General features: G+C 70.5%; 13 protein-coding genes. 6 read left to right on the top strand and 7 right to left on the bottom strand.

Translation table 11 applies throughout. The features are described from left to right. Positions 1-78: 78 nt before the first annotated feature. Both SRB17_RS15140 and SRB17_RS15135 read right to left on the bottom strand, forming a co-directional pair. Positions 79-312 (bottom strand): hypothetical protein, encoded by a 234-nt coding sequence (locus SRB17_RS15140; RefSeq protein ID WP_323375573.1) that lies wholly within the window; start codon positions 310-312, stop codon positions 79-81. Then, on the bottom strand, positions 309-1247 hold the full coding sequence (locus tag SRB17_RS15135) for an SPFH domain-containing protein (protein WP_153538856.1): 939 nt from the start codon (positions 1245-1247) through the stop codon (positions 309-311). Before SRB17_RS15135 ends, SRB17_RS15140 begins: the two co-directional genes overlap by 4 nt. A gap of 217 nt (positions 1248-1464) precedes the next feature. Between SRB17_RS15135 and SRB17_RS15130 the strand changes: the two genes are divergently transcribed. After that, complete coding sequence (locus tag SRB17_RS15130) at positions 1465-3795, top strand: transglycosylase domain-containing protein (protein WP_153538854.1); 2331 nt, start codon at positions 1465-1467, stop codon at positions 3793-3795. A gap of 73 nt (positions 3796-3868) precedes the next feature. Here the strand turns inward: SRB17_RS15130 and SRB17_RS15125 are convergent, their stop codons facing one another. The 3 genes from SRB17_RS15125 to SRB17_RS15115 form a co-directional block, all read right to left on the bottom strand. Continuing rightward, a complete protein-coding gene (locus SRB17_RS15125) occupies positions 3869-6013 on the bottom strand; it encodes a SpoIIE family protein phosphatase (RefSeq protein WP_323375572.1) in 2145 nt (714 codons plus the stop codon). 313 nt (positions 6014-6326) lie between these two features. After that, the gene (locus SRB17_RS15120; RefSeq protein WP_153538850.1) at positions 6327-7043 is read right to left on the bottom strand and encodes a DUF402 domain-containing protein; all 717 of its coding nucleotides are present in this window, start codon (positions 7041-7043) and stop codon (positions 6327-6329) included. Positions 7044-7127: 84 nt separating this feature from the next. Continuing rightward, positions 7128-8513, bottom strand: coding sequence for a class II fumarate hydratase (locus tag SRB17_RS15115; protein ID WP_153538848.1), 1386 nt, complete (start codon positions 8511-8513; stop codon positions 7128-7130). Between the two features lie 79 nt (positions 8514-8592). Here SRB17_RS15115 and SRB17_RS15110 point away from each other — a divergent pair, with 79 nt between their 5' ends. Further along, the gene (locus SRB17_RS15110; protein WP_323375571.1) at positions 8593-9393 is read left to right on the top strand and encodes a helix-turn-helix transcriptional regulator; all 801 of its coding nucleotides are present in this window, start codon (positions 8593-8595) and stop codon (positions 9391-9393) included. After that, on the top strand, positions 9386-9604 hold the full coding sequence (locus SRB17_RS15105; protein ID WP_153538844.1) for a DUF397 domain-containing protein: 219 nt from the start codon (positions 9386-9388) through the stop codon (positions 9602-9604). The genes SRB17_RS15110 and SRB17_RS15105 overlap by 8 nt, the downstream gene beginning before the upstream one ends. Before the next feature lie 1283 nt (positions 9605-10887). Here the strand turns inward: SRB17_RS15105 and SRB17_RS15100 are convergent. Next, positions 10888-12558, bottom strand: coding sequence for a fumarate hydratase (locus SRB17_RS15100; RefSeq protein ID WP_153538842.1), 1671 nt, complete (start codon positions 12556-12558; stop codon positions 10888-10890). Between the two features lie 168 nt (positions 12559-12726). On the opposite strand from SRB17_RS15100, the gene SRB17_RS15095 reads away from it, so the two are divergent. Continuing rightward, on the top strand, positions 12727-13446 hold the full coding sequence (locus SRB17_RS15095) for a DUF1707 SHOCT-like domain-containing protein (protein ID WP_323375569.1): 720 nt from the start codon (positions 12727-12729) through the stop codon (positions 13444-13446). A gap of 175 nt (positions 13447-13621) precedes the next feature. Continuing rightward, on the top strand, positions 13622-13999 hold the full coding sequence (locus SRB17_RS15090) for a WhiB family transcriptional regulator (protein ID WP_323375568.1): 378 nt from the start codon (positions 13622-13624) through the stop codon (positions 13997-13999). A gap of 83 nt (positions 14000-14082) precedes the next feature. Here the strand turns inward: SRB17_RS15090 and glpX are convergent, their stop codons facing one another. Continuing rightward, positions 14083-15117, bottom strand: coding sequence for a class II fructose-bisphosphatase (gene glpX / locus SRB17_RS15085; RefSeq protein ID WP_153538840.1), 1035 nt, complete (start codon positions 15115-15117; stop codon positions 14083-14085). Between the two features lie 127 nt (positions 15118-15244). Here glpX and SRB17_RS15080 point away from each other — a divergent pair, with 127 nt between their 5' ends. Continuing rightward, positions 15245-15772, top strand: a complete 528-nt coding sequence (locus SRB17_RS15080; protein WP_323375567.1) for a DUF4245 domain-containing protein — start codon at positions 15245-15247, stop codon at positions 15770-15772. The last annotated feature ends 63 nt before the right edge of the window (positions 15773-15835 follow it).

The following is a 15835-nucleotide window of genomic DNA, read 5'->3' as shown; positions in this document are numbered from 1 at the left end:
ACGGTGTATACGCCGCATGTATACGCGGAGTGTGGAGATCATGGCGGGGCGTACGGCGGTGCTGGTGGGAGCCGATTGTCACGGTTCCGAAACAGGTGGCCTGCCCCTGCGCGGCAGCGGTCCCGTGTCCTTCGGCAGCCGTCCCGCCTCCGCCAGCGCCTTGCGCAGCAGGAACTCGATCTGCGCGTTGGCCGACCGCAGCTCGTCCCCGGCCCAGCGGGCCAGCGCCTCGTGCACCGACGGGTCCAGCCGCAGCAGCACCTGCTTGCGCTGCTGCGGCCGTCGCCGCGGAGTCTGCGAAGGGTCCGTCACTGGTAGAGGGTTCCCGTGTTGAGGACGGGCTGCGGGGCCCGGTCGCCGCAGAGCACCACCATCAGGTTGGACACCATCGCCGCCTTGCGCTCCTCGTCCAGTTCCACGATGCCCGCCTCCGCGATCCGGCCGAGCGCCGCCTCGACCATGCCGACCGCGCCGTCCACGATCTGCCGCCGCGCCGCCACGACCGCACCGGCCTGCTGCCGCTGGAGCATCGCGGAGGCGATCTCGGGTGCGTAGGCGAGGTGCGTGAAGCGGGACTCGATGATCTGGACGCCCGCGGCCTCCACGCGCGCGTGCAGCTCGATGGCGAGCTTTTCGGTGATCTCCTCGGCGTTGCCGCGCAGCGAGAGCGAGTCCTCGTCGTGCGCGTCGTAGGGGTACTCGATGGCGATGTGCCGCACCGCCGCCTCGGTCTGCGTCGAGACGAACTCCAGGAAGTCGTCGACCTCGAACGTGGCCTGCGCCGTGTCCTCGACCTTCCACACCACGACCGCGGCCAGTTCGATCGGGTTGCCATAGGCGTCGTTGACCTTCAGGACGGCCGTCTCGTGGTTGCGCACCCGGGTGGAGATCCGGGTCCGCGAGGTGAAGGGGTTCACCCAGCGCAGGCCGTCCTGCCGGATCGTGCCCCGGTAGCGCCCGAAGAGCTGGACGACCCGGGCCTCGCCGGGTGCGACGGTGTTCAGTCCGCGCAGCGAGATGACCGCGGCGAGGAAGACGACGAGCCCGGCGACGATGAGCCCGGCCTTGGCGCCGGCGGCGGTCACGGCCGAGGCGGCGGCGAGCAGCGCGGCGGTGCCGCCGAGCCCGAGCAGGCCGAGCAGCAGGGCGAGCCCGCCGCCGATGCTGTGCGCGGTGAACTCCCGTACCTGTGGCGCGGGCATCTCGGGTACGTCGAGGGCGTCGGGAGTGGAGTCGGTGGCGGTCATGGTGCGTCCCCGTTCAGCTCTTACCTATCTTCTGTCTAGCTAAGTGATAGCACTTTTACGGCCGGAAGCAACCCCGCGACCTCCAGAACCGTCGGTTCCCTTGGAAACAGGTGCTGATTGTCACGTCCGTAAAAGAACGGATCGGACGTCCTTTGTCATATAGACGGGTGTTAGCTTTCGGAGCTGACCCCGAGACGGAAGCGGAGCGAAGGAAGCCATGGGACGAGCGGAAGAGAGACGAGCGCGACAGCGCGGTGGCCACCGCGCGGCGCCCAGGCGGCGCCGCTCCGCCCCCACGGCGGGTGCCCCGGCCGGCGACCGGCCCCCCAAGGGCCGCATACGCCGGCTCTTCACCTGGAAGAAGATCCTCGGCACGTTCCTCGGGCTGTGCCTGCTCGGCATCGGCGGCTTCATCGTCCTGTACATGATGGTGGACATCCCCGAGGGCAACGCCGCCGCCAAACAGCAGAGCAACATCTACAAGTACAGCGACGGCACGATCATGGCCCGGGTCGGCAAGACCAACCGCGAGAGCGTGGACCTGGCCAACGTCCCCAAGGACGTCCAGCACACCTTCGTCGCCGCCGAGAACAAGACCTTCTACACGGACTCCGGCATCGACCTCAGGGGCCTGGCCCGCGGTCTGTACAACACGGCGATGGGCCGTGGCGCCCAGGGCGGCTCCACGATCACCCAGCAGTACGTCAAGAACTACTACCTCAACCAGAACCAGACCGTCAGCCGCAAGCTCAAGGAGATGGTCATCTCCTTGAAGGTCGACCAGAAGCTGACCAAGGACCAGATCCTCGCCGGCTACATCAACACCAGCTACTACGGTCGCAACGCCTACGGCATCCAGGCCGCCGCCCAGGCCTACTACCACACCGACGCCCAGAAGCTGACGGTCCAGCAGGGCGCCTACCTCGCCGCGCTCCTCCAGGCGCCGAGCCAGTACGACTGGGCCGTCGCGACCCCCACGGGCAAGAAGCTGGTGCAGGCCCGCTGGAACTACGTCCTGGACAACATGGTCAAGCAGCACTGGCTGGACCCGGCCAAGCGGCAGGCCTTGCAGTTCCCGTATCCCAAGGACCCCAAGGGGACGCCGGGTCAGGAGGGGCGGAAGGGCTATCTGATCGACCTGGCCAACCAGCAGCTCGAACAGCAGCTGATGAAGCAGGAGAACATCAGCCGCTCCCAGGCCGAGGCCGAGGTGGTCGACCGTGGCTGGACCATCACGCTGAACATCGACAGGAAGAAGCAGGCCAAGCTGGAACAGGCGGTCAAGTCCCAGCTGACCGGCAAACTGGACGCCAAGAAGCGCAAGGTCGACAGCGCCGTGCAGGCCGGCGCGGTCTCGGTGGACCCCAAGACCGGCAGGATCGTCGCCCTGTACGGCGGTGAGGACCTCTTCAAGCACTGGACCAACAACGCCACCCGCCGGGACTACCAGCCCGCCTCGACGTTCAAGCCGGTCATCCTCGCCTCCGCACTGGAGAACAACGCCACCACCCAGGACGGCAAGCCGATCAACGCCAACACGATCTACGACGGCACCAGCGGCCGCCAGGTCGTGGACCACGGCAGCAAGGTCGGCTTCGGCCCGCCCAACGAGGACGACCACGACTACGGCCCCATCACCGTCCAGCAGGCCATGAACAACTCCGTGAACTCCGTCTTCGCGCAGATGGGCATGGACGTGGGCATGGGCAAGGTCATGAGCACGGCCAACCAGCTCGGCATGGACACCACGGGCATGCAGCCGGTGCCCGCGCAGACCCTCGGCTCCATGGGCGCCAGCCCGCTGGAGATGGCCGGGATCTACGCCACCCTCGCCAACCACGGCAACAAGGTGACGCCGAGCATCCTCAAGTCGGCCGAGCAGAGCACCCGTACGGTCCAGCTCCCCAGCCCGATCGGCGGACAGGTGATCAGCCGGACCGCCGCCGACACCGTGACCTCGGTGCTGACCGGCGTGGTCGACGACGGTACGGCGAAGCTGAACGTGGCCGACAACCCGCTGCGCAACGGCCAGCAGGTGGCCGGCAAGACCGGTACCTCCGACGAGGACAAGTCCGCCTGGTTCACCGGCTACACGCCCGACCTGGTCACCTCCGTCGGCCTGTTCGGCGAGGACGCGAAGAGCAGGGCACATGTCTCCCTGACGGGCGCGGGCGGCCTGCTCAGTCCCACCGGCGGCCCCGGCCGCGTCAACGGCGGCGGCTACTCGGCGCAGATCTGGGCCGCGTACACCTTCGGCGTGACCGACCAGGCCAAGTTCGACCTGGACACCACCCAGGGCGCCGCCGTTCAGCCGACGGACACCCCCACGTACAGCCAGACCCCGTCGCAGACGCCGTCGCACACGCCCACGCAGACGCCGACCCAGACACCCACGCAGACGCCGTCGCACACGCCCACGCAGACGCCGACCCAGACACCCACGCAGACGCCGACGCAGACCCCCACGCAGACGCCGACGCAGACGCCGACGGGCCAGATCACGCAGAACCCGCTCGATCCGGGCAACGGCCGGAACGTCCGCCAGTAGGAGCGCACACACCAAGGGCGCCCGGGGACTCCCCGGGCGCCCTTCGCGCGGCTACGGCTCCATCAGGCCCGGTTCAGCCCCGGTTCAGCTCGAACCACACCACCTTGCCGGTGCTCAGCCGGGTCGCGCCCCAGCGCCGGGCCAGCCTGTTGACCAGGTACAGGCCGCGCCCGCCCTCGTCGTCGGCCCGGGCCTGGCGCAGCCGCGGCAACTGCGGAACGTCGTCCCCGACCTCGCAGCGCAGCACGTCCGTGCGCAGCAGCCGCAGCGTCACCGGCCGGGACGCGTACCGTACGGCGTTCGTCACGACCTCGCTGACCAGCAGCTCCACCGAGTCCGACAGCTCCTCCAGGTCCCAGCGGGCGAGCGCGCGCCGGGCCAGCCGGCGGGCCTGGCCGGGGGCCGTCTCGTCCGGCTCCAGCTTCCAGTACGCGACATCGCTCGGCGCGATCCCGTCGAAGCGGGCCGCGAGCAGCGCGATGTCGTCGTCCCGGTCGCCCGGCCCGAGCATGTCCAGCACCTCGTCGCACAGGGCTTCCAGCGGCGGCGGATGGTCCGGGCCGGTCAACCGGGCCGTCGCGGCGAGCTTTTCCCGCAGCTGCTCTATGCCGGTCCACACGTCCCGCAGCCGGGACTCCACCAGCCCGTCGGTGTAGAGGAGCAGCGTGGCCCCGGCGGGCGCGTCCAGCTCGACGGCCTCGAAGTCGACACCCCCGACGCCGATCGGCGCGCCCGGGGGCACCCGCAGCACCTCGGCCCGGCCGCCCAGGTGCAGCAGCACGGGCGGCGGATGGCCGGCGTTGGCGATGGTGATGCGGTGCGTCACCGGGTCGTAGACGGCGTACAGACAGGTCGCCATGCGGTCCGTGCCGAGCCGCTGCGCCTGCTCGTCCAGGTGGTGCAGCACCTCCTGCGGGGGCAGATCGAGCCCGGCCAGGGTCTGCGCGGTGGTGCGCAGCTGGCCCATGATCGCCGCCGAGGTCATGGAGTGCCCCATGACGTCACCGACGACCAGCGCGACCCGGCTGCCCGGCAGCGGAATCGCGTCGTACCAGTCGCCGCCGACCCGCGCGGTCTCCGCGGCGGGCAGATACCGGGAGGCGAGCCGCACCCCGGTCGGGCGGGGCAGGGTCTCCGGCAGCATGGTGCGCTGCAGCTCGTCGGCGATGTACGCCTCCCGGCCGTACAGCACCGCCTTGTCGATGCCCAGCGCGCTGTGCGTGGCCAGCTGGGCCGCCACCAGCAGGTCGTCGGCCTCGAAGGCGAGCCGCTCCGGGCGGCGCAGGAACAGCGCCGCGCCGATCACCCGGCGCCGGCCGCGCAGCGGCGCGAGGATCGCGTGCTGCCCGGACGGCACGACCGTCTCCGCGCAGTCGCCGAGCAGCTCGGGCAGTGCGGCCCGGGCGGCGGGCGACTCGGCGAACACCGGCCGCACCCCGCGCAGCACCTCGTTCAGCGCGCCGCCGGGGCGCACCTCGCACAGCTCGGTGGTGAGCGACGACAGCTCGGCCAGCGCGCTCGGCTCCGGCTCGGGTTCGAACGCGGGCGGCAGCAGCACACCGTCGGTGTCCCGGTCCTCCGGTATCCGGTCGGTACGGCGCAGCCGCAGCACCACCGGTCCGGTGGGCCGCTCGTCACCGACCGGCAGCGGGTCGCGCAGATAGACCAGGATCGCGTCGGAGAAGGTCGGCACGGTCGCCCGGCACAGCCCCATCACGATCTCGTCCAGGTCCAGTCCGCGGGCGATCCGCCGGGTGGCCGCGCCCACGAATCTCAGCCGGTCGCCGTCGCGCCGCATCGGCATCGGCCGGCCCGGCGGCAGGCCGCGCCCGGTACGGCGGTCCTGGCCGCCCGGACCCCGCTCCTGCTCGGCGCCGGGCTGCGGCGGGATCGCCTCCGGCGCCGGGCGCGGCGGAATGGCCTCCGGCGCGGGGCGCGGGCGGTGCGCACCGGGTTCGGTGGTGGCGGGCTGGGAGTGCTCGGGGCCGTTGACTGGGGGCTCCTTCCCCTTGCCGACCGGGGGCTGAATCCCCTTGCCGTCCTTCCCCTGGCCACAGGGCGTGGCGGTGCCCGGTCCGGAGGACGCGCCCTCCGCCCGGGCGGCCTGCACCGGTAAGGCCGGGCTGTCGGCCGGTTTCGGGGTACGCAGGAGCGCCCCGCGGCCCTCCGCGGGGTCGGCGCTCTGAGGGCGCTCGAAGGAGGTGGGCTGCTCCGTCACGCGTGTCGCATCCATCCGTACGGCACTGCACGCCGGGCGCGCAGTTGCTCCCGCAGAAGTCCCGATACCCGCAATACGTGCCCCAGGAACGGAATTCCCGCGTGGTCAGAGGTGGTTCCTGTGCCCTGGTGCCCCTCGCTCACGCGCTGCCGCCCCTCGGTGACGATCGGTCAAGCCTGACGTGTACTCCCGGAGTTGCCCTTCCGCCAGCCACCCGACCACCACCCCTCAACGACAGTGCTTCACACCGACTCTGATTACCTGTTTGCGGAGGACGATCCTACGTTTGATGCCCGGGGGCGCATCAAGGGTCTCATGAGGACACGTGCGCGGGCGTACGGTCCCAGTCCTCGGGGAGAGAAGGTACCGCCCAGGACGGATCCGGGCGCCAGTGCTGCCAGCCGTCCGCGAACGGCGCCCCCCAGGCCTCGATCACCTCCACCGCGTCCCGTCCGGCCGCCCGGACCCGCTCGGCGGTCCGCGCATCCATCAGCCCGTCCCGCTGGGCCTGCGCGAACTCGTCCTCGTCCCGCCAGTGCCAGCTGCGGTCGGGGTGCACGGAGATGTCCAGGAAGTAGTCCTCGGAGTCCACCCCGCCCGCCCAACGGGCCAGCGGCTGCTCAAGATTGACGTACCAGTTCTTGAACCGCCAGCCCGGCTCCCAGAACAGCCACACCGACCAGGGCCGGCCGGGCTGGGCCAGCTTCAGCACCCCCGTGCCGAACCAGCGGTCCCGCTGCACCGAGCGCGGCTTGGTGTAGCGGGACCGGAGCGGCTCCAGGTGCACGGGCGTGCCGTCGGCGAGGACCGGCTTCACGCACTCGGTGCCGGGGGCCAGCCACACGGCGAGCAGTTCCGCGTCGTCACGGACGACGGTGACGGGCCGGGCGATGTGGAAGCGCTCGCCGGCGTTCTCCCGGTAGCGCCACAGGATCGGGGTCCCCGCGGTCCAGTGGGCCGCGGGTCCGGTGTCTCCCGTGTCCGCCGTGTCCGCCGTTTCCACCCGTGTCATCGCTCCGTCGTCCGTCATGGACAGATATTAGGTGCCGTAGGCACACGACGCTGCGGTGCGCGTCACGGATCCGGGCGGGTGGCTGGAATGGTTCGCTCGTGGTTACGGGTGCGTCATCCGCAGGACATCCAGGGCTTCGTCGAGTTGCTCCAGCGTCAGGTCACCGCGCTCGACGTACCCGCTCTCCAGCACGACCTCCCGGATCGTCTTCCGCTCGGCGAGGGACTTCTTGGCGACCTTGGCGGCCTCCTCGTAGCCGATGTACCTGTTCAGCGGGGTCACCACGGACGGAGACGACTCCGCGTACTCCCGGGTCCGCTCCCGGTCGGCGGTGATGCCGTCGATCGTCCGGTCGGCGAGCAGCCGGGAGACGTTGGCGAGCAGCCGGATCGACTCCAGCACGTTCTTGGCGATGACCGGGAGCATGACGTTCAGCTCGAAGTTCCCGGCGGCGCCGGCGGTGGCGATGGCGGCGTCGTTGCCGATGACCTGGGCGGCCACCATGAGGACGGCCTCGGGGATCACCGGGTTGACCTTGCCCGGCATGATGGACGAGCCGGGCTGGAGGTCGGGCAGCCGGATCTCGGCGAGCCCGGTGCGCGGCCCGGACGCCATCCACCGCAGGTCATTGGCGATCTTCGTCAGCCCGACCGCGATGGTCCTGAGCTGCCCGCTGGTCTCCACGATCCCGTCCCGGGCGCCCTGCGCCTCGAAGTGGTCGCGGGCCTCGGTGAGCGGCAGCCCGGTGACCCGGGCGACCTCCTGGATGACGGCGGCGGAGAAGCCCGGCGGGGTGTTGATGCCGGTGCCGACGGCGGTACCGCCGAGGGGGAGCTCGGCGAGCCGGGGGAGGGAGGCGCGGAGCCGCTCGACGCCGTAGCGAACCTGGGCGGCGTATCCGCCGAACTCCTGGCCGAGCGTCACGGGGGTGGCGTCCATGAGGTGGGTCCGCCCGGACTTCACGACGTCGGCGAACTCCTCGGACTTGCGGGCCAGGGCGGTGGCGAGGTGGTCGAGGGCGGGGATCAGGTCGTGGGTGACGGCGGCGGTGGCGGCGATGTGGATCGAGGAGGGGAAGACGTCGTTGGAGGACTGGGAGGCGTTGACGTGGTCGTTCGGGTGCACGTCACGGCCGAGCCGCTCGCTCGCGAGGGTCGCGACGACCTCGTTGGTGTTCATGTTGGAGGACGTGCCGGAGCCGGTCTGGAAGACGTCGATGGGAAAGTGCTCGTCCCACCTGCCCTCGGCGACCTCGGCGGCCGCTTCCTGGATCGCCTCGGCGATCTCCTTGTCGAGCACACCGAGCTGCGCGTTCACCTTGGCGGCGGCGCCCTTGATCCGGGCCAGCGCCTCGATGTGGGCGCGTTCGAGTCGCCGGCCGGAGACGGGGAAGTTCTCGACGGCCCGCTGTGTCTGGGCGCGCCACTTGGCGGTGGCGGGGACGCGGACCTCGCCCATGGAGTCGTGCTCGATGCGGTAGTCGCTCATGGGAGTTATAGCGATCGGGCACGCGCGGTTGTTCCCTGTCATTACGCTGAGTGAGGGATCGGCTGCAAGGAGGTACCTCGTGGGGACGGCGTACGGTGACTGGCTCCGTCAGCAACGGGAGGCGGTGGGGATGACGCAGCAGGAACTGGCCGACGCTGCGTTCATGTCGCGCACGCACATCGCGCATATCGAGGCGGGGAGGCGGGTGCCGTCGGAGGAGGACGCGCGCAGGCTGGATCAGGTGCTCGGTACGCGGGGCGCGCTGACGAACTTCCGGCCGGGCAATGACCGCCGGCCGGTGGCGCCCCATTTCGAAGTGGCGCTGGCGTTGGAGCAACAGGCGGCGATGATCCGGGAGTTCGCGCTGTCGTTCGTGCCGGGGGTGCTGCAGACGGAGGGGTATGCGGATGCGGTGATGCGGGACGCGTCCTTTCCGCCTCTGGTCAAGGAGGAGCGTGCGAAGGCCGTCGCGACCCGGCTCGATCGGGCTCGGATCCTTGAGGACGCCCGAACGCCGATCGTTTGGGCTCTGCTCGACGAGGTCGTGCTGAGGCGGCCGATCGGCGGCCCCCAGGTGATGGCGAATCAGATCACGCATCTTGTCGGGCTGGTGCAGGCTGAGCGGATCCGGGTGCACATCGTGCCGTTGGGGCATGGAGGACACCCGCTCCTTGGCGGCATGGTCACGCTGATGTGGTTCGCGGATCAGCCGCCGGTGGCTTACGAAGAAGGGGCTTTCGCAGGCACGGTGTACGACGAACCGGCCCTGGTCGAGCGCATCCAGGCCGCCTACGATCTGGTGCTGGGAGAAGCCCTGCCGCAGCGGGATTCACTGGCTCTGCTGCGGTCGATTGCGAAGGAATACGGCCACCATGACTGAGCAGCACATCATCCTCAAGTCCTCCGCGCTGAAGGGATGGCGCAAGTCTTCCTACAGTGGGGGGAACGAGGGCAGCTGCGTCGAGGTGCTCGACCACCACCGTCACGGCCTTCCCGTCCGCGACTCCAAGGCCCCTCACGGCCCGGCACTGGTCTTCGGTCGGTCGGCATGGTCGTCGTTCGTTTCCGCCGTGCGGGAAGCGGAGTTGTGACGTGACCCTCTGGGCCGCTCGCTTCTTGGCCAGTGTCGTGCTTCCGCGGTCCGAGTAAAGGGCGCTGCGCGTCGCCTTCGGCGATGGCCCTCCGGGCCACCCTTGACTCGGCCCGCTCCAGCACGGGGAAGAAGCGAGCGAGCGGCCCGAAAGAGCAGTGGCCCCGACCGGCGTGGCCCCCGGGGTCGGCTGGGCACTCCCGTCGGCGAAGGGACGCGCTCGCGCCTCGCCAGCACGCCGGGTCGGCTTAGCGGCGAGCGGCCGGTGGGGGGAGGGAGCAGGGGGAGGGGGGAGGAGGGGCCGTGCGGCCGGTGGGGGAGGCGGGGAGGGGTCGTGCGGCCGGTGTGTGAGGGGGGCGGCGAGTGGCGGTGGGGGGTTGGGGGCGTGTGGCCGGTCGGGGTGCGGCCGGTGGCCGGTCTGGGCGCGGTCGGTTGGGGGTCGGGGACCGAGACGGCCCGAGAGTGGGGGCGCGCCGGGTCCGGGGCCGAGGCCGCGGCGATCTGAGGCTGAGGCGCTCCGGGGCTGGGGTGCGGCGCTCCGGGACGGGGATGGCTGGCCGCTGGGCTGTCGGTTCCGGGCAGCTGCCCTCGTGCGTCACATGTGCCTCACCAGTCCCCAGCCAGGCGTGATTGGAAGGTTTGGGCAGATCTGTTCCGTGGGGCAGGGGCAAAGCTGCAGGTCGGAGGGGTGCGGGGGCTGGGAGAGTTGGAACAGATCTGCCAATTGCTTCCAAGCACCGCCGATCCCCGGCCCGCGTGTGACCTGAGGGGCATGTGGGGGCAGCCTCCGGCCGGCCGTAAGCCGCCAAGCCCCCTGGCGTGCATACGAGAGGCGCCCGCGCGCCCCGGCTCCCGCACCGCCCGCAAGCCGCTGAACCGTCCCGGCGTGCCGCCACCCCGCGCCCGCGCGCCCCGGCCCCCCACCACCCGCAAGCCGCTGAACCCTCCCGGCGTCCATGTGAGGCCCGACCGCGCGCCCCCACCCCTCTACCGCTCGCAAGCCGCTTAGCCCACCCGGCGTCCATGTGAGGCGCGGTCGCGCGCCCCGGCCGTGGGCGCGGGCGCAGCCGAGTCGAGGGGTAGCGGGGCTGGGGCGGGCACTGTTTCCGGGCCGCCCGCTCGCTTCTTCCCCGTGCTGGAGCGGGCCGAGTCAAGGGTGGCCCGGAGGGCCATCGCCGAAGGCGACGCGCAGCGCCCTTTACTCGGACCGCGGAGGCACGACACTGACCGAGAAGCGGGCGGCCCCGACAGTCACTCGGAGCCGCCGGCCACGGCAGCAGGGACTTACGCCAGCCCCGGCCCCCGCACCGGGATCGAGGTGAACGTCGGCTGGGGGGCGGGGTCGGTGAAGAAGTCGTTGCCCTTGTCGTCCACGACGATGAACGCCGGGAAGTCCTCGACCTCGATCTTCCAGACGGCCTCCATGCCCAGCTCCTCGTACTCCAGCACCTCGACCTTCTTGATGCAGTCCTGGGCGAGGCGGGCGGCCGGGCCGCCGATGGAGCCGAGGTAGAAGCCGCCGTGGGCGTCGCACGCGTCGGTGACCTGCTTCGAACGGTTGCCCTTCGCCAGCATCACCTTGGAGCCGCCCGCCGCCTGGAACTGCTCCACGTAGGAGTCCATGCGGCCCGCCGTCGTCGGGCCGAAGGAACCGGAGGCGTAGCCCTCGGGGGTCTTCGCCGGGCCCGCGTAGTACACCGGGTGGTCCTTCAGGTACTGCGGCATGTCCTCGCCCGCGTCCAGCCGCTCCTTGATCTTGGCGTGCGCGATGTCGCGGGCCACGACCAGCGGGCCGGTCAGCGAGAGGCGGGTCTTGACCGGGTACTTCGTCAGCTCGGCGAGGATCGTGTCCATCGGCTGGTTGAGGTCGATCTTGACGACGTCGCCGTCCGACTCGAGGTGCTCGTCCGTCGTCTCCGGCAGGAAGCGCGCCGGGTCCGTCTCCAGCTGCTCCAGGAAGACGCCCTCGGGGGTGATCTTCGCCAGCGCCTGGCGGTCGGCGGAGCAGGAGACGGCGATGGCGACCGGGCAGGACGCGCCGTGCCGGGGCAGGCGGACCACGCGGACGTCGTGGCAGAAGTACTTGCCGCCGAACTGCGCGCCGATGCCGATCTTCTGGGTCAGCTCGAAGACCTTCTGCTCCAGCTCCTTGTCGCGGAAGCCGTGGCCGAGTTCCGAGCCCTCCGCCGGGATCTCGTCCAGGTAGTGCGCGGAGGCGTACTTCGCGGTCTTCAGCGCGTACTCGGCGCTGGTGCCGCCGACGACGATCGCCAGGTGGTACGGCGGGCAGGCGGCCGTGCCGAGCGAGCGGATCTTCTCCTCCAGGAACTTCATCATGGAGGCCTCGTTCAGGACGGCCTTCGTCTCCTGGTACAGGAAGGACTTGTTGGCCGAGCCGCCGCCCTTCGCCATGAACAGGAACTTGTAGGCGCCGCCGTCCGTGGCGTACAGCTCGATCTGGGCCGGCAGGTTGGAGCCGGTGTTCTTCTCCTCCCACATGGTGAGCGGAGCCATCTGCGAGTAGCGCAGGTTGAGCTTGGTGTAGGCGTCGTAGATGCCGTGGGAGAGGTGCTTCTCGTCCTCGCCGGCCGTCAGTACGTTCTGGCCGCGCTTGCCCATGACGATCGCCGTGCCGGTGTCCTGGCACATCGGGAGCACGCCGGCCGCCGCGATGTTCGCGTTCTTCAGCAGGTCCAGCGCGACGAACTTGTCGTTGCCGGAGGCCTCGGGGTCGTCGATGATCCGGCGCAGCTGGGCGAGGTGGGCCGGGCGCAGGTAGTGCTGGATGTCGTGGACGGCCTCCTCGGCCAGCTTGCGCAGCGCCTCCGGCTCCACCGTGAGGAACGTCCGCCCGTCGGGCCCCTCGACCGTGGAGACGCCCTCGGACGTCACCAGCCGGTAGGGGGTGGTGTCCTCTCCCTGGGGGAGCAGATCGGTGTACGCGAACTCAGGCATCTCAGCCCATTCCTCACTCTGACGGACGGCCGCCCGCCGACGCTGGCGGGCCTCACCAGCCTAGAACCTGCCGCCGACACGGAACCTGTGAGGTAGGGCTCAGTTCGACACGCCGAGGTTTTCCACAGCCCCTAGTCGCGATCTATCGCGTTTCGGTACGCTGTCTCCGTGGACCTTCAGAAGCACACCGAAGCACCTGTCTCCGAGCTGCGTGCCTCGGACGCCGACCGTGATCGCATCGCCGAGATTCTCCGCGAGGCCCTGGCCGAGGGGCGGCTGACCGCCGAGGAGCACGCCGAGCGGGTCGAGGGCGTCCTCACCGCCAAGACGGTGGGCGAGCTGGAGGTCTTCATCCGGGACCTGCCCGCCGCCCACCAGCGCCCCGCCGCCCCCGCCTACACACCCGTGCCTCCCCGCCCCACCCCGGGCGCCATCCCGCAGGAGGCGGACGCCAACGTTGTCGCCGTCTTCAGCAGCGCGGTGCGCCGGGGGCGCTGGCGCGCCGGCCGCCGGATCCACGCGTACTCGATCTTCGGAAGCGTCGAGATCGACCTCAGCGAGGCGATCTTCGAGTACCAGCAGGTCGTGATCAAGGCCGTCTCGGTCCTCGGCGACGTCCAGATCCGCGTCCCGGAGAACGTGTCGCTGCGCGGCTCCGGAGGCGGCGTCCTCGGCAACTTCGAGGTGGACACCCTGGACTCGGTGGAGTCCGACGCCCCGGTCGTCTACGTCGACGGCTGGGCCGTACTCGGCAATGTCGAGGCACGCCCGAGGCGCGGCAAGCGCGTGGCGGACATCCTGGACCGGGTGCAGAGCAAGGTCGACCGCAAGCTGGAGCGGGTCCAGGACAAGGTCGACCGGAAGTTGCGCAGACACCTGGGGCATTGACGGTCGCGAATCCGCCGGTGACCGGAGGGTTCCGCTCCTGCCCCGCCGCCCCGGCGGGGGCGCGAACGAGCCGCTTGTGCGCCCCCGACTGGGAACGCTGTGCATAGGCGCGCGCACAGGGGGTAGGCCTTGCTGCATCGTCTCTCGCTCGCGAAGCCGTCGTCAGGAGTAGACCGTGCTGCAACCGCCGCATTCGTCCCTGCAGGTAGCTGCCCTTCCGGTGCAGCGGGTGCCAGCGCGAGACAGGGACCAAGACACTCCCTGGCACACCGAAGCCGTGTGCCGGCGCGACGAGGCGGGGCTGTTCTTCGCCCCGTCCAAGGAGCCGACCGCCGCCCGGCTGTCCCGCGAGGAGGCGGCCAAGCGCGTCTGCGCCCGCTGCCCGGTGATGGTCGAGTGCCGCGAACACGCCCTCCTCCAGCCCGAGCCGTACGGCGTCTGGGGCGGCCTCACGGCAGCGGAACGCCGTGTGGTCCTGGCGAGGCGCCGCAGGCGGGAGATGGAACTGAAGAAGGCGGCGAGGGCGACGGCGGCCAACCGCATAGCAGGTTGAGCGGACCCACCTGAAGGGGCTGCGCGACCGGCCACGGACGACCCGCACTCGCCGGCGGCCGCGCAGCCCCCTTCGACCAGGCGTTACTTGGCGCGGTCGAAGTCGATCGCGCTGTAAGCCCGCAGCTTGCTCAGCCGGTGCTCGGAGTAGATCCTCCGCACCGTCCCCGACTTCGACCGCATCACGATGGACTCGGTCAGCGCGGTCTCCGACCGGTACTGCACACCCCGCAGCAGCTCACCGTCGGTGATACCGGTGGCGACGAAGAACACGTTCTCGCCGGACACCAGGTCGTCCGTCGTCAGGACGCGGTCCAGATCGTGCCCGGCGTCGATGGCCCGCGCACGCTCCTCGTCGTCCTTGGGCCACAGCTTGCCCTGAATGGTGCCGCCCAGGCACTTCACGGCGCAGGCCGAGATGATGCCCTCGGGCGTACCGCCGATGCCCAGCAGCAGGTCGACGCCCGTGCCCTCGCGCAGCGCGTAGACCGAGCCCGCCACATCGCCGTCGGAGATCAGCTTGATGCGCGCGCCGGCCTCCCGGACCTCCCTGATCAGGCCCTCGTGGCGCGGCCGGTCGAGGATGACGACCGTGACGTCCTCCGGCGTGGCCTTCTTCGCCTTGGCGATCCGCTTGATGTTCACGGCCACGGGCGCGTCGATGTCGACGAACTCGGCGGCCTCCGGGCCGGTGACCAGCTTGTCCATGTAGAACACGGCGGACGGGTCGAACATGGCGCCCCGTTCGGCGGCGGCGAGGACGGCGATCGCGTTCGGCATGCCCTTGGCCGTCAGCGTGGTGCCGTCGATCGGGTCGACCGCGATGTCGACCTCGGGACCGGTGCCGTCGCCGACGTGCTCCCCGTTGAAGAGCATCGGGGCCTCGTCCTTCTCGCCCTCGCCGATGACCACGACGCCGTTCATCGACACGGTGGAGACGAGGGTCCGCATGGCGCGCACCGCGGCGCCGTCGGCGCCGTTCTTGTCGCCGCGCCCCACCCAGCGGCCCGCGGCCATGGCGGCGGCTTCGGTCACCCGGACGAGCTCCAGGGCGAGGTTGCGGTCGGGAGCCTCGGAGGGAACATCGAGCTCGGACGGCAGGTGATGATTTTCGGTCATCGGAGCGCACCTTTCTGATACGACGACGGCCGGATGAGGGTGTTGGCCCTGACTCTATCGTTAGGCAGACAAAATGAGCAGGGGACCCCACGGATGAGCGCTTGGGGCACCTGCGACGATAGAGGGCGTGGCAGGTTCGAACGGCAAGCAGAAGACGGCCAGGGACATGATTCTCTCCCTGGCCCTGATCGGTATGGCGGCGTTGGTCGTCTACTTCCTCGCCATCCCGCACGACGATCACTCTCCCGACCTCAAGCGGGTCGACTACCGGGTCGAACTGCTCACGGCCCGTCGCGCGGCGAGCTACCCGGTGGCGGCACCCGAGGGCCTGCCGAGTACCTGGAAGGCGACCTCCGTACGCTTCCAGGGCGAGGACGGCGACAGCTGGCACCTGGGCTTCCAGACCCCGGACAGCCAGTACGTGCAGATCGAGCAGTCCACGCAGAAGCCGGCCGACTTCATCGACCAGGCCGGCCAGGGCGCGTCGGCGACGAAGAAGACCGAGAGGATCGACGGCCGCACCTGGACCCGCTACACCGGCGGCCGCTACGACGCCCTCGTCCTGAACGGCACGCCCGGCTCCACCACGGTGGTGGCCGGCACGGCGTCCTTCGACGAGCTGACGAAGATGGCGGCGGCGCTGAAGATGCAGTGAGCCACGCACCGCATGCGAGGAGGCCCCCGGCGATGCCGGGGGCCTCCTGCTGTACGGATCCGC

Origin of the sequence: Streptomyces sp. RB17 (genome assembly GCF_009604455.1) — a bacterium.
Classification (GTDB): Bacteria; Actinomycetota; Actinomycetes; order Streptomycetales; family Streptomycetaceae; genus Streptomyces.
The sequence above is the reverse complement of the archived record's forward strand: the minus strand, read 5'-3'. Positions and strand labels throughout refer to the sequence as shown.